The 22,836-nt window shown below is 38.8% G+C and carries 24 protein-coding genes and 4 pseudogenes; 10 read left to right on the top strand and 18 right to left on the bottom strand.

From position 1 onward, the window contains the following. Nucleotides 1–37: 37 nt before the first annotated feature. Nucleotides 38–1,375 (bottom strand): N-succinylarginine dihydrolase, encoded by a 1,338-nt coding sequence (gene astB / locus CZ809_RS01580; protein ID WP_080155691.1) that lies wholly within the window; start codon nucleotides 1,373–1,375, stop codon nucleotides 38–40. Nucleotides 1,376–1,703: 328 nt separating this feature from the next. Here astB and CZ809_RS01575 point away from each other — a divergent pair, with 328 nt between their 5' ends. Both CZ809_RS01575 and lplA read left to right on the top strand, forming a co-directional pair. Next, entirely contained in the window at nucleotides 1,704–2,393 is a 690-nt protein-coding gene (locus CZ809_RS01575) for a MaoC family dehydratase (RefSeq protein WP_080155690.1), read from the top strand. 789 nt (nucleotides 2,394–3,182) lie between these two features. Beyond that, a complete protein-coding gene (gene lplA, locus CZ809_RS01570) occupies nucleotides 3,183–4,202 on the top strand; it encodes a lipoate--protein ligase (protein ID WP_080155689.1) in 1,020 nt (339 codons plus the stop codon). Nucleotides 4,203–4,263: 61 nt separating this feature from the next. Here the strand turns inward: lplA and CZ809_RS01565 are convergent, their stop codons facing one another. Continuing rightward, nucleotides 4,264–5,193 carry a cation diffusion facilitator family transporter gene (locus CZ809_RS01565; protein ID WP_080155688.1) on the bottom strand — a complete coding sequence of 310 codons (930 nt, stop codon included), beginning with the start codon at nucleotides 5,191–5,193 and terminating at the stop codon, nucleotides 4,264–4,266. Nucleotides 5,194–5,269: 76 nt separating this feature from the next. Continuing rightward, the gene (locus CZ809_RS01560; RefSeq protein ID WP_080155687.1) at nucleotides 5,270–5,875 is read right to left on the bottom strand and encodes a DNA-3-methyladenine glycosylase I; all 606 of its coding nucleotides are present in this window, start codon (nucleotides 5,873–5,875) and stop codon (nucleotides 5,270–5,272) included. Between the two features lie 250 nt (nucleotides 5,876–6,125). Between CZ809_RS01560 and CZ809_RS01555 the strand changes: the two genes are divergently transcribed. Then, nucleotides 6,126–6,398 carry a hypothetical protein gene (locus CZ809_RS01555; RefSeq protein ID WP_080155686.1) on the top strand — a complete coding sequence of 91 codons (273 nt, stop codon included), beginning with the start codon at nucleotides 6,126–6,128 and terminating at the stop codon, nucleotides 6,396–6,398. Between the two features lie 213 nt (nucleotides 6,399–6,611). On the opposite strand, the gene CZ809_RS01550 is transcribed toward CZ809_RS01555, so the two are convergent. From CZ809_RS01550 to CZ809_RS01535, 4 genes are all read right to left on the bottom strand, one after another. After that, nucleotides 6,612–6,926: a hypothetical protein gene (locus CZ809_RS01550; protein WP_080155685.1), complete on the bottom strand. Its 315-nt coding sequence runs from the start codon at nucleotides 6,924–6,926 to the stop codon at nucleotides 6,612–6,614. A 162-nt stretch (nucleotides 6,927–7,088) separates the two neighbouring features. Then, nucleotides 7,089–7,991 carry a protein translocase subunit SecF gene (gene secF / locus CZ809_RS01545; RefSeq protein ID WP_080155684.1) on the bottom strand — a complete coding sequence of 301 codons (903 nt, stop codon included), beginning with the start codon at nucleotides 7,989–7,991 and terminating at the stop codon, nucleotides 7,089–7,091. 4 nt (nucleotides 7,992–7,995) lie between these two features. Beyond that, nucleotides 7,996–9,810, bottom strand: coding sequence for a protein translocase subunit SecD (secD, locus tag CZ809_RS01540; RefSeq protein ID WP_080155683.1), 1,815 nt, complete (start codon nucleotides 9,808–9,810; stop codon nucleotides 7,996–7,998). Between the two features lie 255 nt (nucleotides 9,811–10,065). Further along, nucleotides 10,066–10,683 carry a hypothetical protein gene (locus CZ809_RS01535; RefSeq protein WP_144396132.1) on the bottom strand — a complete coding sequence of 206 codons (618 nt, stop codon included), beginning with the start codon at nucleotides 10,681–10,683 and terminating at the stop codon, nucleotides 10,066–10,068. A gap of 237 nt (nucleotides 10,684–10,920) precedes the next feature. Between CZ809_RS01535 and CZ809_RS01530 the strand changes: the two genes are divergently transcribed. Next, the gene (locus tag CZ809_RS01530; protein ID WP_080155681.1) at nucleotides 10,921–11,790 is read left to right on the top strand and encodes an NAD(P)-dependent oxidoreductase; all 870 of its coding nucleotides are present in this window, start codon (nucleotides 10,921–10,923) and stop codon (nucleotides 11,788–11,790) included. A 105-nt stretch (nucleotides 11,791–11,895) separates the two neighbouring features. Here the strand turns inward: CZ809_RS01530 and CZ809_RS01525 are convergent, their stop codons facing one another. The 5 genes from CZ809_RS01525 to CZ809_RS01505 form a co-directional block, all read right to left on the bottom strand. After that, the gene (locus CZ809_RS01525; protein ID WP_080155680.1) at nucleotides 11,896–13,161 is read right to left on the bottom strand and encodes a NupC/NupG family nucleoside CNT transporter; all 1,266 of its coding nucleotides are present in this window, start codon (nucleotides 13,159–13,161) and stop codon (nucleotides 11,896–11,898) included. Nucleotides 13,162–13,623: 462 nt separating this feature from the next. Continuing rightward, nucleotides 13,624–14,058, bottom strand: a complete 435-nt coding sequence (gene trxC, locus CZ809_RS01520; protein ID WP_080155679.1) for a thioredoxin TrxC — start codon at nucleotides 14,056–14,058, stop codon at nucleotides 13,624–13,626. Between the two features lie 209 nt (nucleotides 14,059–14,267). Further along, nucleotides 14,268–14,573, bottom strand: a complete 306-nt coding sequence (locus CZ809_RS01515; RefSeq protein ID WP_080155678.1) for a hypothetical protein — start codon at nucleotides 14,571–14,573, stop codon at nucleotides 14,268–14,270. Between the two features lie 131 nt (nucleotides 14,574–14,704). Then, a complete protein-coding gene (locus CZ809_RS01510; protein ID WP_080155677.1) occupies nucleotides 14,705–15,127 on the bottom strand; it encodes a GNAT family N-acetyltransferase in 423 nt (140 codons plus the stop codon). 55 nt (nucleotides 15,128–15,182) lie between these two features. Next, nucleotides 15,183–15,749 carry a GNAT family N-acetyltransferase gene (locus CZ809_RS01505; protein ID WP_080155676.1) on the bottom strand — a complete coding sequence of 189 codons (567 nt, stop codon included), beginning with the start codon at nucleotides 15,747–15,749 and terminating at the stop codon, nucleotides 15,183–15,185. 135 nt (nucleotides 15,750–15,884) lie between these two features. Here CZ809_RS01505 and CZ809_RS01500 point away from each other — a divergent pair, with 135 nt between their 5' ends. Next, complete coding sequence (locus CZ809_RS01500; RefSeq protein WP_080155675.1) at nucleotides 15,885–16,490, top strand: DNA-3-methyladenine glycosylase family protein; 606 nt, start codon at nucleotides 15,885–15,887, stop codon at nucleotides 16,488–16,490. Nucleotides 16,491–16,679: 189 nt separating this feature from the next. Beyond that, nucleotides 16,680–17,018, top strand: coding sequence for a cytosolic protein (locus tag CZ809_RS01495; protein ID WP_080155674.1), 339 nt, complete (start codon nucleotides 16,680–16,682; stop codon nucleotides 17,016–17,018). Nucleotides 17,019–17,162: 144 nt separating this feature from the next. Here CZ809_RS01495 and CZ809_RS01490 read toward each other — a convergent pair whose 3' ends face one another. Both CZ809_RS01490 and CZ809_RS01485 read right to left on the bottom strand, forming a co-directional pair. Further along, a complete protein-coding gene (locus tag CZ809_RS01490; RefSeq protein WP_080155673.1) occupies nucleotides 17,163–17,579 on the bottom strand; it encodes a GFA family protein in 417 nt (138 codons plus the stop codon). A 304-nt stretch (nucleotides 17,580–17,883) separates the two neighbouring features. After that, a complete protein-coding gene (locus tag CZ809_RS01485; protein WP_080156521.1) occupies nucleotides 17,884–18,390 on the bottom strand; it encodes a P-loop nucleotide/nucleoside kinase family protein in 507 nt (168 codons plus the stop codon). Between the two features lie 220 nt (nucleotides 18,391–18,610). Between CZ809_RS01485 and CZ809_RS01480 the strand changes: the two are divergent. Then, nucleotides 18,611–18,850, top strand: a pseudogene (locus CZ809_RS01480) (phage integrase N-terminal SAM-like domain-containing protein); the annotation flags it as partial. A gap of 389 nt (nucleotides 18,851–19,239) precedes the next feature. Here the strand turns inward: CZ809_RS01480 and CZ809_RS01470 are convergent. Then, on the bottom strand, nucleotides 19,240–19,650 hold the full coding sequence (locus CZ809_RS01470) for a hypothetical protein (RefSeq protein WP_080155671.1): 411 nt from the start codon (nucleotides 19,648–19,650) through the stop codon (nucleotides 19,240–19,242). Continuing rightward, nucleotides 19,647–20,315: an HNH endonuclease signature motif containing protein gene (locus CZ809_RS01465; RefSeq protein WP_080155670.1), complete on the bottom strand. Its 669-nt coding sequence runs from the start codon at nucleotides 20,313–20,315 to the stop codon at nucleotides 19,647–19,649. The genes CZ809_RS01470 and CZ809_RS01465 overlap by 4 nt, the downstream gene beginning before the upstream one ends. Nucleotides 20,316–20,664: 349 nt before the next feature. Between CZ809_RS01465 and CZ809_RS01460 the strand changes: the two are divergent. Then, nucleotides 20,665–20,871, top strand: a pseudogene (locus tag CZ809_RS01460) (IS91 family transposase); the annotation flags it as partial. A 233-nt stretch (nucleotides 20,872–21,104) separates the two neighbouring features. On the opposite strand, the gene CZ809_RS01455 reads toward CZ809_RS01460, so the two are convergent. After that, nucleotides 21,105–21,335: a hypothetical protein gene (locus tag CZ809_RS01455; protein WP_080155669.1), complete on the bottom strand. Its 231-nt coding sequence runs from the start codon at nucleotides 21,333–21,335 to the stop codon at nucleotides 21,105–21,107. Nucleotides 21,336–21,644: 309 nt separating this feature from the next. Here CZ809_RS01455 and CZ809_RS01450 point away from each other — a divergent pair. Together CZ809_RS01450 and CZ809_RS01445 are read left to right on the top strand one after the other, a co-directional pair. Next, a pseudogene (locus CZ809_RS01450) lies at nucleotides 21,645–21,905 on the top strand (site-specific integrase); the annotation flags it as partial. Nucleotides 21,906–22,031: 126 nt separating this feature from the next. Beyond that, a pseudogene (locus CZ809_RS01445) lies at nucleotides 22,032–22,238 on the top strand (IS91 family transposase); the annotation flags it as partial. Between the two features lie 263 nt (nucleotides 22,239–22,501). Here the strand turns inward: CZ809_RS01445 and CZ809_RS01440 are convergent. Continuing rightward, the gene (locus CZ809_RS01440) at nucleotides 22,502–22,729 is read right to left on the bottom strand and encodes a DUF7661 family protein (protein WP_080155668.1); all 228 of its coding nucleotides are present in this window, start codon (nucleotides 22,727–22,729) and stop codon (nucleotides 22,502–22,504) included. Between the last annotated feature and the right edge of the window lie 107 nt (nucleotides 22,730–22,836).

Below are 22,836 nucleotides of genomic sequence, written 5' to 3'. Positions count from 1 at the left end.
CTATTTATAAGCCGCAGCATCTAAATGACGCTGCGGCTTATACTCGTTGAAAATCATACACCGAGCCCAATTTTAAAATATGGGTCAATTCATCTAATGCCGTTTGCGATGCTAACAATAATGCAGGATCGGTGAAGTCATTTTCAACTAAACGATCCCGATAATGTAAATCGATCCATTGTTGTAAACGTCTAAACAAGCTATCAGTTAATAAGACCGCAGGGTTCATTGCTTGATGTTCGGCTTCCGTTAATACGACTCTTAGCCGTAAACACGCAGGCCCACCACCATTTTGCATACTCTGATTCAAATCAAATAAATCAACCCGATTAATTCCTTGTTTTACTTGTAATAACTGTTGAATATACTGCCATACATGAGGGTTATCTCGACATTGCTGCGGTAAAATCAAACTAATATCACCATTAGGTAAAGTAACTAATTGCGAATTAAACAAGTAACTACTTATCGCATCATTCACACTCACCTTATTATCTGGTACTTCAATAATTGTTAATTTGCCACCCATTTTTTGTTGAAGTTGTAAATAGACATCCGCTTGATTTAAAAAAGCATATTGATGACAAAATAAGGTTTGCTGATTTCCAACCGCAATAACATCATTATGAAATACACCTTGATCTATCAATAATGGATTTTGTTGAACCATAATAACTTGCTGAGGATCTAGCTGATGCAATCGTGCAATAGCAGCACTGGCTTCGTAAGTTTGTCTTGCTGGATAACAAGATGGGGATAGTTGGCTATGATCAAAGCCATAACGCCCAAAAACAAACATTTCCACACCTTGATCTTGATGTTGAGCACAGAAACGAGTGTGGTTAGCAGCACCTTCATCACCTAATTGTGCCGAGGTTGGTAATGGTGAATGATGGCAAAAGTGATTATCGTCATTGAACATCGCAGCTAAAATACGTGCCGTTGTTTGCGGTTCAATGGACCGATGAAAATGACTCGCTAGATTTGCGGGCGTAAAATGTATACGTTGATCTTGCGTATCTGCTGACGGCGATACTGTTGCTGCATTAGCGGCCCACATACTTGATGCCGAATAACAACTGGTTAATAGCTTAGGTGCATGTTGTGCCGCTTGTTGTAATACTCTACGATCACTGCCACTAAAGCCTAATCGACGTAACATCTTTATATCTGGTCGCATCTGAGGTGCTATCACCCCCTGTATCAAGCCTAAATTAGCGAGAAATCGCATTTTTTTTAAACCTTGTAAAGCCGCCATTTTAGGATTTGAAACTTGATGACTATTGGTCAAAGATGCAATATTACCTGTCGATAAACCACTATAATTATGCGTCGGTCCGACTAACCCATCAAAATTAGCTTCATGTGCCATCATTCACTTCCTCCATGACGAATATAAGACATGTATTATTATTATAGCTTGTGCCTATTTAATTAATTTCAGCCTCAGTTAAGACCCATGGTTTATCATGCTCAAAACTAAGGTCGGACTGGAATCGGTGTAATTCTGCTCAGTGTTTTATAAAAATCGAAAAAAACGCCATTTAATTATTGCGTAATAGCATCAACATCCCTAAAATTAACTCATCCGATGAGTCTTATAAATATTTATTATAACAATTACCAGTTGTACTACTGTAAATAATAGCTACAATGCCCAGCCCCAAACCAAAGCGTGGCATTTCAAACTAAGGTTATGCTCTATGAAAGTAAAAGTAGTCGATTTTATCAAACGTAAGCGTGAAGTGTTATCACATCACCAGTTTGAATTTAAAGACTGGCTATCACCATCAATTCGCGATTACTGGATCGAATTTCTCAATAAAGCCAACAGCAGTCACTTTGCAACTTGGGTAAAAGATCATAACCTCGTGTCAATATCTAATGGTGAAACGGTATCTGATCCCATTGAGATTGAAATGCATCCGGAAGCAACCAAAGTCATGAATGAACTCACTGCATCATTGGGTGAAGAGATTCATGTTGGCGAATGGTTGACCGTTGATCAATTACGTATTAATAATTTTGCCAATGTCACAGACGATCATCAATGGATCCACACAGATCCAGAAAAAGCAGCAGCAGAATCTCCTTTTAAAACAACCATTGCTCATGGTTTTTTAACGCTTTCACTCCTCTCTGTATTAACAGACAGTGTTGATCCTGCTAGTCCAAAATTTCCATCTGCAAAAATGACCGTGAATTATGGCTTAAACCAAGTTCGATTCCCTTATCCCGTTAAATCTGGCGTAAATATTCGTGCTAGAACAAAAATTCAATCTGTAACACCGATAAAACGTGGTTTAGAAATAGTGCAAGAAATTACTGTTGAAATCGAAGGCTGCCGTCGCCCTGCTTGTGTTGCAGAATCTGTTATGCGTCTTTATTTTTAGTTTTTAAGGCTAATACATAACATTTATTTGAAAAAGCCGCGATGTCGGCTTTTTCTTTATTTACGATTTATTAAAGAACAAAAGCAAAAAAACACCACTTTCATAACCTTAGCTATTCTAAACTACATAGGCTTACAACTTAAAACCTAACTTTTCATTAATGGTTATTTACCTACAGAAGAAGACTGGTATGGTAGCCGAACATTTTTTGGCTGGGTATCATCATGAACAAGTGGATAAAATTTATTCCCCTCATTTTATTGATTGGCTATTTCATCACTTATGATGTTTTTAACCAAGCAAGTCAATCGACACCAACAGAACAAACAACGAACAATCAGTAACTAATCTAGTCCTAATAATATTTTTATAGTACCAATAGATTAGAGGTAGCATGGTAATCTGTCCATGCTCTTACTGACGACTCTTTTTTACACCGCGCCCAACCCTCACTCCACATCTCGTTACAAAATTCACCATTAAAACTCACCTATCCGTTACAGTTATAGTGTTAAGCCACAACAAATAGTAACCTTACCTTGCAATTATCGGTATTTGCATATCAAAAATGTGATGCTATCCTCATTACATAATCTAGAAAACAACAAGATTCTCTAGACATACCATAATTAAAATCATTTTACCAAATCACATTTATTCCAGTTTATGAGTGTGATTTGGTTTTTTTACATTTCTCGCCAACAAAATTTCCTATTCTGTATTGACTGCTTTACCTCTTTCAAATGACAAGGTAAATTCATGACATCCACATTTAGTTAGGTATGCGTGATGTCTTCAAAAATTAGAGTGCTGATTTCAGACTCAACCAATCCATGGTTCAACCTTGCTGTTGAAGATGCTATTTTCCGTACAATGTCTCCCCATCAACAAGTCTTATTCTTATGGCGTAATGACAATACCGTTGTGATTGGCCGAGCACAAAATCCATGGAAAGAATGTAACACTCTAAAAATGGAACAAGATGGCATTACGCTAGCTCGTCGTCAAAGTGGTGGTGGTGCTGTTTTTCATGATCTTGGTAATACCAACTTCACTTTTATGGCTGGTAAACCCGACTACAATAAAACGATTTCAACCGACATTGTACTGACCGCATTAAAAAAACTAGGTATACACGGTAAAGCCACAGGCCGTAATGATTTAGTTGTTGAGGATACTGAAGGCGAGCGTAAGTTTTCAGGTTCAGCCTACCGTGAGACGATGGATAGAGGCTTTCACCATGGTACCTTACTGCTCAGTGCTGATCTAACTCGACTAGCAAATTACCTCAATCCCGATAAAAAGAAACTAGCAGCAAAAGGGATCACTTCCGTTCGTTCACGAGTCACTAATCTCAACCAAATTGTCACAAATATTGATCATCAAATGGTCTGTGACGCTATTATTGAGACCTTTTGTGATTACTATCATGAACAGGCTAAAATTGAACATATTTCACCACAAGCCGTGCCAGAATTAACGGGCTTTACTGAAACCTTCGCGAAATTTAGTCGCTGGGATTGGAATTTTGGTAATACGCCCCAATTCACACACACTATTGATGAACGTTTTACTTGGGGTGGTATCGAATTGCACCTTGATGTAAATAAAGGTGTGATTACAGAAGTGAAACTCTTCACCGACAGTTTAGAGCTTATGCCATTGGAGTTGCTAGAACAACGATTGCTTAATTTACCTTATAATGCGACAGCAATAAATACGGCCATAGATAACCTTGCTATAGAATATCCACAATATAATGACGTATTAATGGATATTGCTTATTGGCTACAAAATACCATTAATTAATATAATTATTATCATGAAAAATAATAACAAGACCGCTTTAATCACGGTCTTGTTACTGATTTTATTTCTTCAACTGATCACAATCATCACAACACGGATTTAGCTTTCTCTCCTGACAATTGTATGGCTCAATATGAATAATAATATCGGCAACTTCATCTAATTCATTTAATAAATGTGTTTTAAAGTTCTCAGTAATATTATGTGCACGATCAACGGTCATTTCAGGATCAACCAGTAAATGAAAATCTAACAAAATAATACTACCTGTACGACGACTTCTTATCTCATGAACTTCTTTAATATCTTTGTCTTCAGTTGCATATGCTTGAATTTGTTTTTCAATATCAGAATCTGCTTTAGCTTCAGTCAACTCTAAAATTGCAGGCCATAATATATCAAACGAGGCTTTTAATATCATTGCTGTAACGATTAATGCCGCAATTTGATCTAAATAATGAAATGTTGGGAAAAAGTAATTAGCAATAACAGCAATCGCAACAGGTAATGAACTCAATGCATCTGAACGATGGTGCCAAGCATTTGCATATAGAGCGCGACTATTAATTTTTTTAGCTTGAATAACAGTCCACCGATACAGTACTTCTTTGACAACAATAGACACTACAGCCGCACTAAATGCTAATATTCCTGGCTGTAAATGTGACTCAGTACTTATTGAATGCAAGGAATCCCAGCCAATACCAAGTCCCACAAGCGCTAAAATAACACCTATAAAAATATTAGTTAACGTTTCAAACCGACCATGACCATAAGGGTGTTCTTTATCTGCTGGTGCCGTCCAGTAACGAGAGCCAATCAAAATTGCCGTATCTGTTACTAAATCAGAGAAACTGTGTACACCATCGGCAATAAGTGCCTGACTGCCAGTAAGTTTACCTATCGTAATTTTTATAAATGCTAAAGCAATGTTTGCAATAGATCCGACCCAGGTAACTTTCTGAATTAACTTCACTGCCGTTGTAGACATAACGCCCCATAAAAAAGGAAGAATGGATTCGATTATGATAACGAATTTAGCCCATTAAATGTGATCTTTTTTATATTTATAGCGACTTTATTGTGTCATTTGAAATACCATGATAACAATGACAATCAATTGTATGATCATTCACCATTCCCACCGCTTGCATAAAAGCATAACAAGTTATATTGCCAATAAATTTAAATCCATGCTGCTTTAGAAATTGACTCAGTGCCTGTGAGGTTGCGGTCGTCGTGGGAACCTGATCTTGTGATAACCACTGGTTGATTTGAGGCTCATTATGAACAAACTGCCAGAGTGGCGTTGCTAAATTGCCGTACTGACGTTGTAAGGCTTGTGCAGCACGTGCATTTGTAAACACCGATCGTAACTTACTACGGTGCCGAACAACATCATAACTCTCAACGATTGTCGTTATGCGTGATTCAATTTCTTGATCGCTATAGGCAGCAAGCTTATCAATATCATAATTCTCAAAAGCTTCATTATAACTCGCGCGTTTTTTTAAAATAGTATACCAATTAAGCCCAGCCTGAGCGCCTTCCAATGTTAAAAACTCAAATAAATAGCGGTCATCTTTATGCACTTTCCCCCATTCTTCATCATGATATTGGCTTTCTATATTTGAATGATTTGCCCAATAACAACGTGTTTGTAACTCTGCCATTTCAATCCTATAAATTATATTATTTTGAATTTTATAAAATACTTAAAAACATTAATAAGTATACCTAAGATTATATTCATTTAATCTTAAATTATTTTAATAGAAGTTGTTTGCAAGCATCATTATTACTTCAAAACACTTATCTACATCACATTATCTATATTAACTATCAATATGTAGTTTTAGTTTGGTTACTTTACTGCATACTAATGATGTCTATAGCATAGATTGGTTCATTAAGGGATTAAGTATGAAAAATATTGCGGAATTTATCGCACAAATAGAACGTGATAAGTGCACATATAATGCTTGGGTATACGAAAAAGAAGGATGCTATAAACAATTAAAGTGTAGTAATACTATAAATTGTTATTCATACCTTAAGGAGATTACTGAATACCATTTACAAATTGTCGTTGAATTAAACAATAATAATTTAGACAACTATTTATTATTGCCAGAAATTAATGTTGTGACTCATATTGGGTTTAATAATCAAAAAGTAACGTCTCTTGCAGCATAAACAATTAAAATAATAATGAAAACTTAGGCTAGTTTGCATTTATAATAAAAACAGATCATATGGTCTGTTTTTTTAATTTCTTTCATTATGAAATGTCTAATTACTAAACGTAATTAAAACCAACAATACATATGCTTCTTGTTGGTTATAATAAACATTATTTAGTTATAAAACAAATCTTAATTTATAAAAAAGTGACGTGCATCGAAAGCTTTACTGTGTTTTCGATAAATTATATAGCATGATTTCTTTTCCTGCTTCACAAGCAGAATATCCCTGCTGCCAGCCATCAGTAAACTGCTTCGATCTATTCTCTAACGTCATGTCTTGAATGTGGCTATATCCAGCAACGTTTGCCTTAGCAAGAGCCGACTCACAGCCTTGATTATAGCCATAGTGATAAATGCTGTTGTACTTAACGTCACTTATATATTCGTCGGGTAAAAATCGCATTTCACCGTCATCAGTATGTGTACAGCCAACAACGAATAGTGCCATGCTACAAATAGCTATTATTTTAGGTTGCATGTTATCTCCTTTACCATGCTTATTTAACTCTTCTCAGTGTAGCAATAAATTATATTTATCACTGAAAATAAACCCATCTCTTTGAGCTAATGCAAAAAAAACCGCCAACATTACTGCTGGCGGCTGGCTTATTACTTATCGTTAATAAAATATCGTTAACGATTAAGGATCTTGTGACTCAGGTTTTGGTAGGTAGTGTTCAGGTTTTAAACCTACAAATTCAGGAAGTAATGTACCTACTGAAATTGATGACCATGTACCGGTTAACACACCAATAAACATCGCAATTGAGAAGCCCTGTAGCGACGCACCACCCAATAACCATAATGAGCTGATCGTCATCAACGTTGTACCTGATGTCACCATCGTACGTGAGAACGTTGCAATAATCGCTTCGTTGTTGGTTGCTTCAATGTCTTGCTTTGGTTTCGCAATCAGAAGTTCACGAATACGGTCGGCAATAACAATCGAGTCATTCAATGAATAACCCAAGATAGCTAAGATAGCGGCTAGTACGGTTAAGTTAAATTCCATTTGCGTCATAGCAAAGAAACCAACAGCTAAAATAACATCGTGCATTAGGGCAAGTAATGCACCCGCAGCAAGACGCCATTCAAAACGGTAGCTTAGATAACCTAGAATACAAAGCATTGTTACAAGTAATGCTAAACCACCTTGAGATGCCATTTCAGCACCCACTTGCGGGCCAACAATACTGGTATTTAAGACTTGTACTTGTGCATGTAGCGGATCAAGTACTTGCGTGATGTCTGGGTACGTTACACCTTTTGGTGGAACAGCATAACGTAGAATCCAACGGCCAGGTTCATCAGCGGCTATTACTACAACATCTTGCTTAAAGCCCGCATCCATCAGTGGTTCAATTTCACTGCTGGTGATTTGGCTGTTCATCTGTACTTCACTAACAACACCGCCAGTAAAATCAAGACCCCAGTTTAAACCACGAATACAGATGAAACTGATCGAGATAACCATTAGCGCAATTGACACAATACCTGTCATATAACGCAATTTAGTTAAGTTTGTAATAATCCAATTTTTCATTGCGTTAAACCCTTACATCTCGACGAGAATCACGACCCCAAACCAAGTTAATAATGGCGCGGGAAGTAAATATACCAGTGAACATACTGGTTAGAAGACCTAGACCTAACGTCAATGCAAAGCCTTGAATTGGACCATTACCAATAGAGTAAAGAACCACTGCGGTGATCATTGTTGTAAAGTTGGCATCGAAAATAGTACCAAATGCACTACTGAAACCACGATCAATCGCTTGAGCAAAACTGCGCCCATCTCGAACCATATCGCGAATACGTTCAAAAATAAGCACGTTGGTATCCACCGCCATACCCACGGTTAATACCAGACCAGCAATACCCGGTAAGGTTAATACCGCACCAGGAATCAAAGCAAGTAAACCGAATAGCATGATCATATTCGTGATCAACGCAATATTTGCAACCCAACCTAGACGACGGTACCACAATGCCATAAAGACTAATGTCACACCTAAACCTAGCGCTAACGCTGCGAAACCATTTTTAATATTTTCAGCACCCAATGTTGGACCAATTGTGCGCTCTTCAACGATAGTTACTGGCGCAGTTAATGAACCTGCACGTAGTAGTAATGCTAATTGTTGTGCATCAGCTAGTGAACCCGCACCCGTAATACGGAAACGACTACCTAACTGAGTTTGAATGGTTGCAACACTGATGATCTTGTTGGTTTGTACTGTTTGACCTTTCGCGTTACGAGTATATTCGCTAAACGAAGTCGCCATTGGCTGACCTACGTTATTACGAGAGAAGTCTGACATCATGCTGCCACCAGCACTGTCTAAGGTAATATTAACCTCAGGCGTACCCATCTCACCCATACTCGCACGAGCATCGATAATGTGATCACCCGTTAATACAGGCTTACGGCTAACACGTACAGGACGGCCATCTTTGTCGTCAATGATCATGGTGCTACCAGTGCCCTCTTGCTTAACAGCATAGAAAGCCAAACTTGCCGTTGCACCGATAACATTTTTCGCAGCAGCTGGATCTTGAACACCAGGAAGCTCGATACGAATACGGTTTTCACCTTGACGCTGTACAGACGCTTCAGTAATACCAAGCTGCTCAATACGGCCACGCATCGTTTGCAAGTTCTGCTGTACGGTTAGGTTACGCAGGTTAGTTTGCTCATCTTCACGCATAGACAATACTAAATTATTGCCTTCGCCATTCTTCGCTTGCCATTGTGGGTATTGGGTACGAAGGTATGTGCGAATCTTATCATTCGCTTCTTCAGTTGGCAGACGCACAATAACTTGGTTGTTAGTGGTCATTTCTGAACGTGCAGCACGAATATCTTGCTTACGGAAATCACTACGAAGATCGTCAGTCAGCTGCTGTGCATGCTGCTTGTAAACTTCTTTCATATCGACATCAAGTAAGAACTGAACACCACCACGTAAATCAAGACCTAACTTAATAGGCTCAAAACCTAGGCCTAATAGCCATTTTGGTGCCGCAGGTTCTAATGCTAACGTTAAGCGGTCTTCATTATGAATAATGCTGTTTAACGCTTCTTTAGTATTAGTTTGTTCTTTGGTTGAATTAACCACCACAATCGTACGAGTTGGCTGCTGTTCAATAGTTTTGGCTTCAATGCCTTTTTCTTTTAGAACACGTTGAATCTCAAAAGGTGTTGGCATTGCGCCGCCTTTCGCACTGATTTGTACTGCTGCATTTTCGCCATACCATGTTGGAATAGCACTAAGCAACATAATCGAGACCGTCACAATTAACACAACATATTTCCATGCTGAGTAATGATTCAGAATCTGTTTATTATTCTTTTTTCTCATTATTTTAAGCCATATCTCTAGCAACAAATCATATTGTTGCGACCGATAACACATCAATAATTATTATTAACTTTTCTCATGGAATTTGAGAAAGCAACCCGTTATTACCATATTCACAGCCGATAATATTGAGTATTAATAATAGCTATTGATAGATTTAATACATAAATTAATAAAACGTTTTATGTGTCGATGAAAGCAACATCACTAAGTAAAGCACACCATGCCATAAATGACATAAGTGCCCGTAATGTCTTATGCGGTAACGAACGAATGTCCGTAATGTGAATAGAGTAAATTTGAGTCTTTCCAGCCAGATACGCGTGATGATGAGGGTTTTATATTTAAAATCCAATCACTTTGTGGGCTGAGGGGCTCGGCATACCCAATGGCAAGCATAGGTATAGGGAGTAAGGGGAATTCAAAGGCTAATTCAAATGTCGGCGCAATTTCATCAGCACTATGATAAAAACTATTCAACGATCGTGTCGAAGTATTAATCATATTTTGTAAATTAATCACTTCAACACGATGATGCTTACCACTATGAGGTGGCAATTTAAGATTGGTTGGTGATGGAAAATTCCATACTAATCGCGTGTTATAAAAAGAAACGGGTAAACCATTATTACTTACATAGCGATCCGTTGGATGTTTTTGTGTCGGCGTTTGATTCGTCTCATGATGCAGAGCACGATCAATATAACTCGCAGTCTCTATCGTCACCTTTGTAGCATTAACCACCTTTAGGTTAAGTACTGGTGCTTCAAGAACATCCGTATATACAGGACTGGTCGAGGTGAAATGCATAATGTTTGTATGTGTCGATGCCGAAGCAAATGAACTTGCTCCTAGACATAACACCAATAACATTATACGTAACACACCTGTCAACATTAGGTTTGACTAAACCAATCCATAAAATAAAAGTGAGTGTTATGATAATTGCCAACACAAATTGTTACAAGCGATTAATTTCAAATAATTAATCCTATTGATAAACCTCACTTATTTACATAAAACACATACAAGGTATAGCCATTTACGCAATAATGCAGTCTGTTATGATGTTACAAACTGCTCACAATTAAAATCAAGGAAGTATTAACGATGACAGCAAACGTTGCTTTTTTAGGGCTTGGAACTATGGGCTATTCGATGGCCGGCCACCTTGCCAAAGCGGGTTACCATGTAACTGTTTATAATCGAACTCAAGCAAAAGCCGACGCTTGGACTCAAGAATATAATGGCACTATTGCCCTCACACCTTGTGACGCGGTAACAAATGCTGACATTATTTTCACTTGTGTAGGCAATGATGATGACGTCCGTGAAATTTATAAAGGTCAACAGGGAATTTTAGTCACCGCAAAGCCGGGAGCTATTTTGGTCGACCATACCACGGCATCAGCCGATGTGGCGCGTGAAATTGCTGATGCCGCACATGCTATTGGCTGTGACTTTTTAGATGCTCCCGTCTCAGGCGGTGAAGCTGGTGCGATTAATGGTTGTTTAACCGTTATGGTTGGCGGCAATGAAGCAGTATTTAATAAAGCCAAACATGCTATTTCACAATATGCAAAAGCAACAACATTAATGGGCGAAACAGGTTATGGCCAAATAACAAAAATGGCTAATCAGTTATGTATCGCAGGTGTATTACAGGGCTTATCCGAAGCGGTAACACTTGCGAAAGCAGCAGGGCTTGATATTCACACCATGACCGAAGTATTAAAGCACGGTGCTGCTGGCTCATGGCAATTAGAAAATCGAGCGCAAACCATGGCGGCTGATTCGTTTGATTTTGGCTTTGCTATTGATTGGATGCGTAAAGATCTCGCTATCTGCTTTGATGCGGCAGAAAAACTTAACGTGGCATTACCATTAGCAAAACAAGTTGATAGCGAATATGAAAAGTTACAACAGCGTGGATTTAATCGCGCTGATACCTCAGTCTTAATCAAGCAATTTGATAAGTAGCGACTGAAAACCCCCATCAATAAATACAACAAAGCCGTAGCAACAACCATTGCTACGGCTTTGTTCTTACGCTATTTCTAGCTTGATTAACTTGTTACATCTCGATTATAACGTAACGAAAATACCCGCTAGCGTAGCACTCATTAAGTTTGCTAACGTTGCCGCCATTACTGCTTTAAAGCCCAATTTAGCAACATCACTACGACGCTCTGGTGCCATAACACCAATAGAACCGATCTGAATCGCAATAGAGCCAATATTAGCAAAGCCACATAATGCAAAGGTAATAATAACTTGAGTATGTTGTGATAATGTTTCTTTTACCGATGCAAAATCCATAAAGGCAACAAATTCATTAAGAATCAGTTTTTCACCAATGAAGGTACCCGCAGCCATCATTTCATGAGTTGGCACGCCAATAACAAACGCTAATGGTGAAAAGATATAACCCAGAATAAGTTGCATGCTCAGTGGCGTAGTTGCAAACCATTGTGATGCGGTATCCATACCAATTGCAGACGTTAAACTCGCAAGACCATAACCCACTTGCTCAAGGCCAGCATTCGCCATTGCAATCACACTCACAAACGCAATTAGCATCGTACCAATTGCAACTGAGACTTTCATACCATTCATTGCGCCCGCAGCCAATGCATCAATCGCATTACTGTGCTCACTGGTCGCCATCTCGATTTCAACTTGTTCTTCTGGTACTTGTTGTTCAGGCACTAAAATCTTAGCCATTAACAAACCACCAGGTGCGGCCATAAAGCTAGCTGCAATCAAAAATTTAAGATCAACACCTAAGCCTGCATAACCACCTAAAACTGAACCCGCAACAGATGCCATGCCACATGTCATTACAACGAAAAGTTCAGAGCGGGTCATTTTAGCTAAGAATGGACGTACCAATAATGGTGATTCACCCTGCGATAAAAAGATATTACCCGTCGCGACTAATGATTCCGCACGGCTAGTACCCAATAGTTTTTGAATACCGCCACCCAACACTTTAATTACCCATTGCATAATACCGAAGTAGTACAACAGTGAAATTAAGGCACTAATAAAGATCACCAATGGCAATACACGGATCGCAAACACAAAACCGCTTTTTTCAATATTAGACAAATCACCGAAAACAAACTGAATACCAACATCAGCAAAGCTCAATAGGCCAGCAATACCATGGCTCATAGCGCCAAGCATTTTTTGACCAAGAGGCACATACAATACCAATGCAGCAAAACCCGCTTGTAATACTAAAGCACCCAGCACAGTGCGCCAGTTGATAGCTTTGCGGTTATCTGAAAGTAAAATTGCGAATAAAACCAGTACGACAATACCGGCCAAACTAATTAACAACTGCATTATTTCGTCCTATTGTGTTGCGAATAATGTAGGTATTGATTGTGTTGTGGCATCGGAAAAACATTTGCTGAAGGATCAACAAAAAATGGATATTACGCCAATATGCGTAAATAACTAAAGGGGTGTTCGTCCAATGGTACAACATACAAGTCACCTAAATTAACAAGCTATAGTTAACGCCGGTCCAACTCCGTGGGTCGTTCACATATCCTAGTGACAGCTTGTAATAAGGTGGCTGAACGTAATTGTTCTGGCCGAGGCGAGAGTATATAGAGATCTTGGTCACATTAAAAATTTAGTATAGTGTTTTTTTACATTTATACATAATTAGCACAAATAATATGCTAAATACTGCTTTTCTTAACCTTTTCCTTAAAAAATGCGCACAAAAAAGCCCAGTTACTTTGATATAACTAGGCTTTAAGAATTAAAAATACCACCAGCAAATACTGCCATTGGTAATTATTTAGTTAATGCGGTGTTTAGCCATTGATCAAATGCAGTTTTAGGCATGGCACCATTGAGCATGTCGACCATTTTACCGCCTTTAAACACCATAATGGTTGGAATACTACGAATGCGGTATTGGCCAGCCAATGCTTGTTGCGCTTCTGTATCGATTTTAACGAAACGAGCAGCACCACTACGTTCATTCGCCACATCAGCAAATACAGGAGCAAAACCTACGCATGGACTACACCAAGGGGCCCAAAAATCGACAACAACAGGTTTATCACCATTAATTAGGTTTGCAAAGTTATCAGCAGTACCTTCAATTGGCATACCATCAAGTAATTTTTCTTTACAAGTTCCACATGTCGCTTCATCGTTTACACGATCAAGGGGTAAACGGTTCAATGCTTTACAATGTGGGCAGCGAGTTGTCATGGTTGTCATAATGAATTTCCGAATCTAATTCTAAACTATTGCTATTTAATCTATCCTTATCATTCTCAAAACAAAAGCTGTTTTTACTGATTAAGCTAATAGGGAAAACCTATGGATTAAGAACGGCGTTATATCAACAACCAACAACAATAATAAACCTAAAAAACTAAACGGATTAAAAGGTTAGCATTTTAATCCGTTTAAGCAATTTCACAGCCTTATTCAGTTAATGGCTGCTCTGCTGCAACATTGTTTACTTTAGAGCAAGTCCAACCTAGCGTACCTAGTTTGGTGGCAAATGCTTGAGCTTTACTTTCACAATAACCGACCTCATGGTTTGCACTCCATAACACTTGGCTACCGCTCGATTTTATATATTGCACATCACAAGGTACTTTGTTACCCGGTTGACTATAAACGACTTCAACAGTGCGCTCTGCTGTACCATTTTTACAAACATAAGCCTCTTGTGCTGATGCTTGAAAAGATAAAATAGACAACATCAACAATAACATTACTTTCATAACAACCTCAGGATAAGAACTTTCGTATTAAGTTTAGTCGGCTTGAGGATTAACACTTCAATCCCTCACATTTTATAATACTAACATTTGTATGATGTACAGCTGATTAACAACTATTATACCGTCGACTATTACGTAATATTCTGAATCATATTAAAAAAGCGGTCATCTTCGCTCGCAATGGTAAAACCACATCGAGTATATAAGTGATAAGCAGGACTGATTTTAAACACTCTTAACCTCAACTGATTTACACCATATTCACGTGCTAATCGAACAGACTCCGTAATAGCTTGAGCACCAATACCTTGATTTTGATATTGAGCGCTAACTTGAAGATCGCGTAAATAGCATTCGTCATCACCAACAGCTAATCGAATAGCACCTACCACTTCACCATCACACACTATGTCCCAATTTTCTAACCCGGCTATTTGCTCTACTATTGTTGGTTGCTCCCAATTAACAGCATAATACTCATAATAGGTACGCATATTGTTATATGTGATCTGAGCTGACGCTGATAAATCACGGGTTGATTGGTATAAAATCATCGGCTCTTTCCTTTATTATCACGACGCTCATTACCACAACACTATGTAAGCTTCATTAATCGGGCTTGTTAACAATCGCTAGCCACTGTTGCTGAGTAATTGTATATAAGCAGTGTCGCTCTAACCGATGTCCTTGATCCAATTTAGGATGATTAAAATCCTGCCGTGTATTTTTCATTCCGATTTTAGCCATAACCCGTTGCGAAGGCTGATTCTGCAAAGCAGTGAAAGCAAAAACTGACGGGGCTTTAAGAACCTCAAAAGCAAACTGTAATGCTTTTGTTGCCGCTTCAGACGCATAACCTAATCCCCAATATTCAGCTGATAATCGCCAACCTATTTCGATAAAGGGAGCATTAGGAATGCCACTAGTTTCATCTTGACTATGTAGCCCCACAAACCCAATAAACTTCCCGGTTGATTTTAGTTCCACCGCCCAAAATCCCCATCCACGTTGTGCTATAAGTTCTTCTATTCTAGAAGCTTGTGCATCGCTTTCATTATTGGCCAATATTGCAGGGAAATAGCGCATTACTTGAGGATCTGCGTTCAACTGAGCATAAACACGATAGTCATTCGGCTTCCATTGCCGAAGAATAAGGCGCTGTGTTTCCATATGCATGTTTACTCCTTGTTATATTCTTTATCCTTACCACATAGAGATATATCAACGATGAGTTGCATCAACAACATCTAATCATCATAATTTGGACGATAACCTTTGAATATTTATATTTCTAGATTGAGATTAACGATTATGGATAAGAAATTAATACACCAAGGAATAGAAGCATTAAGCCTTATCGATCAAGATATAGCACAAGCCGTTAAGCAATATGGTTTGCCTGATGGTCGTACTTACCCTAAAGGGTTTGAAGCTTTCCTTTTTACTATTATTAGTCAACAATTATCGACTAAAGTGGCGATCACAATCACTGATCGAGTATTAGCGTTAATGCCAGCTTGCACTCCAGAACAATTTATTCAAATTTCAACGCAATCATTAAGAGATGCAGGCTTATCACACCGAAAAATTGAATATACACAAGGTATTGCAACCGCAGCAGTAGAAGGCAATTTTGATATCGATGGATTGCAGCACCTTGATGATGAACGTGCAATCAAAACCATCATTAATATGCGAGGCCTTGGTCGCTGGAGCGCAGAGATCTACTTAATGTTTGCTTTAGACCGACATGATATTTTTCCTGCCGATGACTTAGGTATCCTTTTAGGTTTGCAAAAACTAAAAGGATTAGCATCAAAACCAACCCCAAAAGAAGCTCGTGAGATGGTAACGCATTGGGCACCGTGGCGAAGTGTTGGCTCACTATTTTTATGGCATTATTATCATCAGAATTAACGACTGATAAACACCCAGGGAATAGCCACCAGCTCCCCCTAGCCTATTTCAAAATCAAAGATATTTTAATATAGTAGCTCATTGTTGATGTGCAAGGTTATGGCTATCCTTTGTTTTTCAACTAAATCCCTACTACACTCAACCTCTGATAGTGATAGAATCTCCGCATCAAAATTACCGAGAAACTCTATGTTTATCCATCACGTTAATGACATCGACTGGCTAGTGATTACAGCTTTTGAAGAACTGAAAACTTTATTTATCGAAGAAGCTGGTGCGATCCCCGGTTGCTTCTCTACCACCAGCGAATTAAGCCTGATTGATCAAGCCAAGCGTAGTTATGGATATTTGCCTACACTCAGCGGTGTAATCACCGACACAGGAACATTTCAAAGCCAGAATAACGAAGCTGATTTAGACCCACAGCTTGCCTGCCTAGTTGAGGGGCGTGGTCGAGTATTTATCTATCACGGCGGTTTTGTGGCTTTTGTGAATGACGAGCAAACTTTTATTACTCGAATGAACTGAAAATTTTCCTATAAATTAAATAGACGCATTGGCTGCCCCAGCCATTTATCTGCAACCATTTTATTTATAAACAGGAGCTAACTGAATGCGTCGAATCTTTAGCAATGTCAGGGCCATAAACAAGTTAGCTCCACTCCACCTCAATTACATTTTATCGGCAAAGTACGCCATGATTTCAGCGGTTGTCATTTCTTTGGTTTGATTAGTAAAGCAATAATAACTAGGGCGAGCATCGCTGAAATACTGCATATCCATTGTTAGCCCTTTTATATCAGGGAACAGACCGACAGGCATATTATATTCACCGCTGGCTTTTACTTTATAGAATAAATGAGTGCCACATTCAGTGCAAAAACCGCGCGAAGCCCAAGCTGATGAGGGATATATTTTGATGTTCTCTTCACCTTCAAAGGTTACTTGAGTACCACATTGAACAGCAAAAAATGGCGCACCACCCCATGTTCGGCATGATTGGCAATGGCACACTGAAAACTTAGGATTAACGTCTGCTGCAACAATTTTTACCGCACCGCAAAGGCAGCTTGCTTTTGAATCTAACATAGTAAAACACCGTCAATTAATGGATAGAGAAAAATAGATATCCAGTCATCATAATTACACATTAAATACTGTATATAAAAACAGTTATATTTTGTAATGCTATTCAAAAACATATTTAAAGTAACCAAAATAACAAAGAATATAGAACAGCTATATATTTACGTTAAAAATTCAATGCGTTATGAGTAGATTCCCTATCGCTCTCGTGGCATTCACTGTAGGGAATGACGGTAATCAGCCCTGACAATAGCGTTAATTCTTCTCTGTTTTCTAAAAGGGAATTTATGGGTGTCCTATGTTTTTTTCACATACCTAGCTTTTCAGTTAGTTCTGCGAAAGCCATTTCAATGCTTTTGCCTGCCGTGTCTATTTTAATTATATCGGCTTTCCAAGCTTCGTAATGGCGGTTCTGCGCTTGTTTCCAGTCAGGTAATTTTAGGTTTGGTACTTCATTTCTACGAGTGATAACTCTTTGTTCGTGTTCACTACTATCTGAGCAACTAATTTCAATATTGATGAATTTAGCCCCCACACTTTCTGCGACTTCCTGCCACTCACGTCGCGTAAGCTCGATAGGATTACAAGAATCTGAGATACAGCTAATCCCAAGCTCTAAGTTGTCTCTGATTATACGGTAGCTTAAACGATACCCTTCACCTTCAACTTTGAAGTTACAAAGATCTCGAAGCCCTTGCTCTACTGTATCAATGCGAACATACGTCGCACCCGTTTTAGCTGCTAGCAGTTTAGCAAGAGTCGATTTACCTGAAGCTGGGAGACCCGAAAATATGTATAAAATAGAATAATTCAATTGACCTCCATTCCTTGCATATGACGCTTGCATAACACGTTTGCTATGATACAGACTAAACTGAATTTTAACGCCTTACTCACTGAAACTAAAAGCAAACTGACAACGCCGAGTGTAGCAAATAGTGTTGATGCAATTGTTGAACGAAGCCGCTGCGCGGCAGAGTAAAGCAGACAGCGATTAAGCTACCTTTAATACTCCTTTTAATGGAGTATTTATGATGAATAACGAACAACAACAACGTTCATATTATCTTTATGAACAACATGTTACCCACCTAACCTTGCAAGGTAAACGTCCAGCCACGATTGATGGTTATAGTCGTGCACTTCGTCGCATTACTCACCATTTAGATAAATCACCTGATACGTTAACCACTAATGATCTCAAGCGATACTTTGCTCAACTGATTAACAACCATTCATGGAGCACCGTCAGAATTGATCGTAATGGATTGCAAAAGTTATGGGTGTCCTATGCTTACTTCTTTTCAGTATCACCTTTCATGACATTCCCAATATTTACTTATATAAAGCTGCTCGGGCTTGTCCAACACTTCGAATAGGTGTCGGCTGCGCGACACATATCCTTATTTGTTAAGTTTCTAGACGCCATATTTCAAATAATGAGTCATGTTCACGCAAAGGTTTTTGTAGATGCTCACCATATGTCAAAAATGTAATATCAATTTCAACATTCCATTTTTTTGACAGCTGTTTCAATGTCTCTCTACAGCTTTTGTATGTGCTCAAAGGTGAAGTTGCATCTAGCGTAGAAACTAATAAGATATCAATGTCATTATAGTCCCCTCCACGAAAAAATGAACCGAAGCCATACACTCCCCAAAGATCATTCTTCGCGGATAAAGCTAACCTTATTTCCGTCACGATCTTTCTTGAAGTAATTCCAGAAGTCATCTTTCCATAGTGCTCCAGACATTTCGTCAGATACGTAAATACCAATATTATTATCTATACCATATTGTTTGGCATCCGTTGTACTTGCATTCCAACCACCACCAATATAAATAATATCAAGATCCCCAAACTCTTCTTGAGCTCTTTGAACCATTGTCAGACCCATAGTATATTCACGCAAACAAAGAACCTTAAGAGTGTCGCCCTGTGCTTTCCTTGTGATTTCGAAGAATATATCTTTACTACGGTTAACACTTTGAACATTGCTGTGATTGTTTAACAACCTATCAAACCATGTAATTTGGCTAAAAGGTACACTCCAATCATTATTACCATTACTCATAACCCAAACACCTCTGAAAATTCACTGGGAAATGTTACATATTGATCGACTCGCTCATATTGATTCAGCTCAAATGAGTTCACATGACTTTTAAAGGTTGCAAAAACCTTTAAAACAGAGACTTCAAGTAAGTGTTTATTAGCTTCGATCATGTTAACGATTTTTCGATTATTTGGAATAATTAAATCTAGTTTACGCAACGCCCATACTTTATGTGTATTTGAGCCCGGATCTTCAGCAGCTTTTGACTGAGGACCAAAATTTTCCCATGCTGAGTTGTTATCAATTAAAAGCATTGCTACTTGACGCTTTAACTCTTCAAACGTTTCAAATGTTTTGTCGCTAAATAAAGATCGTATTGCCTGCTCGTGGTCATTTTTCCAACCGTGGAGCTGTTCGACTGTAAAAGTTCCCTCAGGTGACTTATCAACGTGTCGATGGCAAGTTGGGCACAACAAAACTAAATTTTCATACGTATCTGCGCCACCGCCAGTTGCTCCTCTTGGACCCTGCTCACTTCTTGCAATTATATGAGCCATTTCTCCAACATTGTAGCTTCTAGCCTCTTCCAGCACTGCTGTTAAGTCAGCTCTACAATCTGGATTCGAGCAAATACCGGCTGCCCGTCCCCATAAGAGTTTCGCATCTCCATCTGATATTGCCATTTTACCTCCTAATTTATGGTGAGACTTAACAACTTATTATATTAACAACTTGCCCGAATTTGTTCTTTGAACATACGCCCGTATTTATCTCTTAACAATATCAAATAGCGAAGATAGGACAGCCACATGTTTACTTTAAAAATTCAACGCGCTGTAAGTAGATTCCCTATCGCCCTCGTGGGCATTCACTGTAGGAAATGACGGGGTTGGGTTTGCCGCTCATTGCAATACGTAATACAGGACAGCCACATCTTTACTTTAAACATTCAGCGCGCTGTAAGTAGATTCCCTATCGCCCTCACGGGCATTCACTGTAGGGAATGACAGGATTGGGTTGTCGTTCATTACAATACCGAAAAGATTAAGGCGAGTTCGTAATGATGGTTTATTACGAGGACATGAGAAGAAACAACTTCAACTGATCCAATATGCCTTTATGTTAGCAGGGCAACTGACGTTGCCCTCACAACAAAAAGTTGTCCGTTTAACGGCACAACCCTTTTGTCCATGCTGTCAGCATGTCACGCAATTAGCGGGGATTTTTCGACCCAGATAACCACGTTCAATAATAAGGATAATGGTATTAACGCGTAATAATTAAAGAGGTTCTAATTATAAATCAATGAATTAAATTGATTGGTTCACGCCAAGGATAACGCTCGACTTCTTTTCAGCATCACCCTTCATGACATTCGCAATATTTACTTATATAAGGCTAAGGCCACTCGGGCTTGTCCAACACTTGAATAGGTGTCGGCTACGCGACACATATCCTTATCTGTTAGGTGTTTACCACTTACGCTCAAAATTGGTTCTGACAACTCGTGAGATATATGAGTTTAAGCCTCGTCCTTGTCTAGCAAGATCTTGCATTTGCTCAACCACTGCTGCCCCTGGTCTCTGGCTCGTATATAAATAATATTGCCATCTTCCAGACATGAATTTTACTGTGATTGAATCACCATCAATCTCATATGCCTCTACATTAGAGTTACCATTACGGTTCATATACGGTGTCATACTTAAGTCCTCTTATTCTGAATAAATCTGAAACTTCAAAAAAACGCCTTTAGTATGCGATAAAATGCTTAACAAAAACGAGATATGGTCACCAATTCTATAATGACACCTAACGCCTGCATAACACGTTTGCTACGATACAGACTTAACTGAATCTTACCGCCTTAATCATTGAAACTAAAGGCAAACTGAGAACGCCGAATGTAGCAAATCGTGTTGATGCATTTGTTGAACGAAGCCGCTACGCGGCAGAGTAAAGCAGACAGCGATTAAGCTACCTTTAATACTCCTTTTAATGGAGTATTTATGATGAATAACGAACAACAACAACGTTCATATTATCTTTATGAACAACATGTTACCCACCTAACCTTGCAAGGTAAACGTCCAGCCACGATTGATGGTTATAGTCGTGCACTTCGTCGCATTACTCACCATTTAGATAAATCACCTGATACGTTAACCACTGATGATCTCAAGCGGTACTTTGCTCAACTGATTAACAACCATTCATGGAGCACCGTCAGAATTGATCGTCATGGTTTACAGTTTTTCTTTAAGTATGTACTTCAAGATAGCGAAGATAGGACAGCCACATGTTTACTTTAAAAATTCAACGCGCTGTAAGTAGATTCCCTATCGCCCTCGCGGGCATTCACTGTAGGGAATGACGGGGGTGGGTTGTCGTTCATTGCAATACCGAAAAGATTAAGGCGAGTTCGTGATTATGGTTTATTACGAGGACATGAGAAGAAACAACTTCAAGTGATCCAATATGCCTTTATGTTAGCAGGGCAACTGACGTTGCCATCACAACAAAAAATTGTCCGTTTAACGGCACAACCCTTTTGTCCATGCTGTCAGCATGTCATGCAATTGGCGGGGATTTTTCGACCCAGATAAAAACGTAAAATAATAAGGATAATGGCATTAACGCGTAATAATTAAAGAGGATCTAATTATAAATCAATGAATTAAATTGATTGGTTCACGCCAAGAATAACGCTCGACTTCTTTTTAGCATCACACTTCATTACATTCGCAATATTTACTTATATAAAGCCGCTCGGGCTTGTCCAACACTTCGGATAGGTGTCGGCTGCGCGACACATATCCTTATCTGTTATGTAAATACCCTACGCGGTCGTTAAGCCTATAACTTAAGTTTACCGATTATCGTTTAATTGGAATACTGACGTATAGCTGGCCGTTGCTGATTCATGATAGATATCATCAAGATATTGCGCTAACTCTTCTTTATTAAGATCTGATGGGATAATGACATCATAAATTCTGATTCTCATTCCGACATCCGATTCAAGGAATAACACCCACTCTTCAGACTGCCGTGAGACTGACATGACTTTGCCAAAAACGTTGAACTTCAGCCTCATAGCTCACTCTCACTCCAAATAGCCTTCATTTACATAACGCCGCATGCATTAAGTGGTGAGCAACGCCTACCACCTGACCTAAGCCATTGCGCTGTAAAAACTTAAGC

The organism is Photobacterium piscicola (assembly GCF_900166965.1).
Lineage (GTDB): Bacteria > Pseudomonadota > Gammaproteobacteria > Enterobacterales > Vibrionaceae > Photobacterium > Photobacterium piscicola.
Note: the sequence above shows the minus strand (reverse complement) of the source record. Positions and strands in the feature narration are given on the sequence as shown.

Coding starts and splice junctions, on each gene's coding strand:
- astB (WP_080155691.1), bottom strand. CDS start 1,375: ATGATGGCACATGAAGCTAATTTTGATGGGTTAGTCGGACCGACGCAT.
- CZ809_RS01575 (WP_080155690.1), top strand. CDS start 1,704: ATGAAAGTAAAAGTAGTCGATTTTATCAAACGTAAGCGTGAAGTGTTA.
- lplA (WP_080155689.1), top strand. CDS start 3,183: ATGTCTTCAAAAATTAGAGTGCTGATTTCAGACTCAACCAATCCATGG.
- CZ809_RS01565 (WP_080155688.1), bottom strand. CDS start 5,193: ATGTCTACAACGGCAGTGAAGTTAATTCAGAAAGTTACCTGGGTCGGA.
- CZ809_RS01560 (WP_080155687.1), bottom strand. CDS start 5,875: ATGGCAGAGTTACAAACACGTTGTTATTGGGCAAATCATTCAAATATA.
- CZ809_RS01555 (WP_080155686.1), top strand. CDS start 6,126: ATGAAAAATATTGCGGAATTTATCGCACAAATAGAACGTGATAAGTGC.
- CZ809_RS01550 (WP_080155685.1), bottom strand. CDS start 6,926: ATGCAACCTAAAATAATAGCTATTTGTAGCATGGCACTATTCGTTGTT.
- secF (WP_080155684.1), bottom strand. CDS start 7,991: ATGAAAAATTGGATTATTACAAACTTAACTAAATTGCGTTATATGACA.
- secD (WP_080155683.1), bottom strand. CDS start 9,810: ATGAGAAAAAAGAATAATAAACAGATTCTGAATCATTACTCAGCATGG.
- CZ809_RS01535 (WP_144396132.1), bottom strand. CDS start 10,683: ATGTTATTGGTGTTATGTCTAGGAGCAAGTTCATTTGCTTCGGCATCG.
- CZ809_RS01530 (WP_080155681.1), top strand. CDS start 10,921: ATGACAGCAAACGTTGCTTTTTTAGGGCTTGGAACTATGGGCTATTCG.
- CZ809_RS01525 (WP_080155680.1), bottom strand. CDS start 13,161: ATGCAGTTGTTAATTAGTTTGGCCGGTATTGTCGTACTGGTTTTATTC.
- trxC (WP_080155679.1), bottom strand. CDS start 14,058: ATGACAACCATGACAACTCGCTGCCCACATTGTAAAGCATTGAACCGT.
- CZ809_RS01515 (WP_080155678.1), bottom strand. CDS start 14,573: ATGAAAGTAATGTTATTGTTGATGTTGTCTATTTTATCTTTTCAAGCA.
- CZ809_RS01510 (WP_080155677.1), bottom strand. CDS start 15,127: ATGATTTTATACCAATCAACCCGTGATTTATCAGCGTCAGCTCAGATC.
- CZ809_RS01505 (WP_080155676.1), bottom strand. CDS start 15,749: ATGCATATGGAAACACAGCGCCTTATTCTTCGGCAATGGAAGCCGAAT.
- CZ809_RS01500 (WP_080155675.1), top strand. CDS start 15,885: ATGGATAAGAAATTAATACACCAAGGAATAGAAGCATTAAGCCTTATC.
- CZ809_RS01495 (WP_080155674.1), top strand. CDS start 16,680: ATGTTTATCCATCACGTTAATGACATCGACTGGCTAGTGATTACAGCT.
- CZ809_RS01490 (WP_080155673.1), bottom strand. CDS start 17,579: ATGTTAGATTCAAAAGCAAGCTGCCTTTGCGGTGCGGTAAAAATTGTT.
- CZ809_RS01470 (WP_080155671.1), bottom strand. CDS start 19,650: ATGAGTAATGGTAATAATGATTGGAGTGTACCTTTTAGCCAAATTACA.
- CZ809_RS01465 (WP_080155670.1), bottom strand. CDS start 20,315: ATGGCAATATCAGATGGAGATGCGAAACTCTTATGGGGACGGGCAGCC.
- CZ809_RS01455 (WP_080155669.1), bottom strand. CDS start 21,335: ATGACACCGTATATGAACCGTAATGGTAACTCTAATGTAGAGGCATAT.
- CZ809_RS01440 (WP_080155668.1), bottom strand. CDS start 22,729: ATGAGGCTGAAGTTCAACGTTTTTGGCAAAGTCATGTCAGTCTCACGG.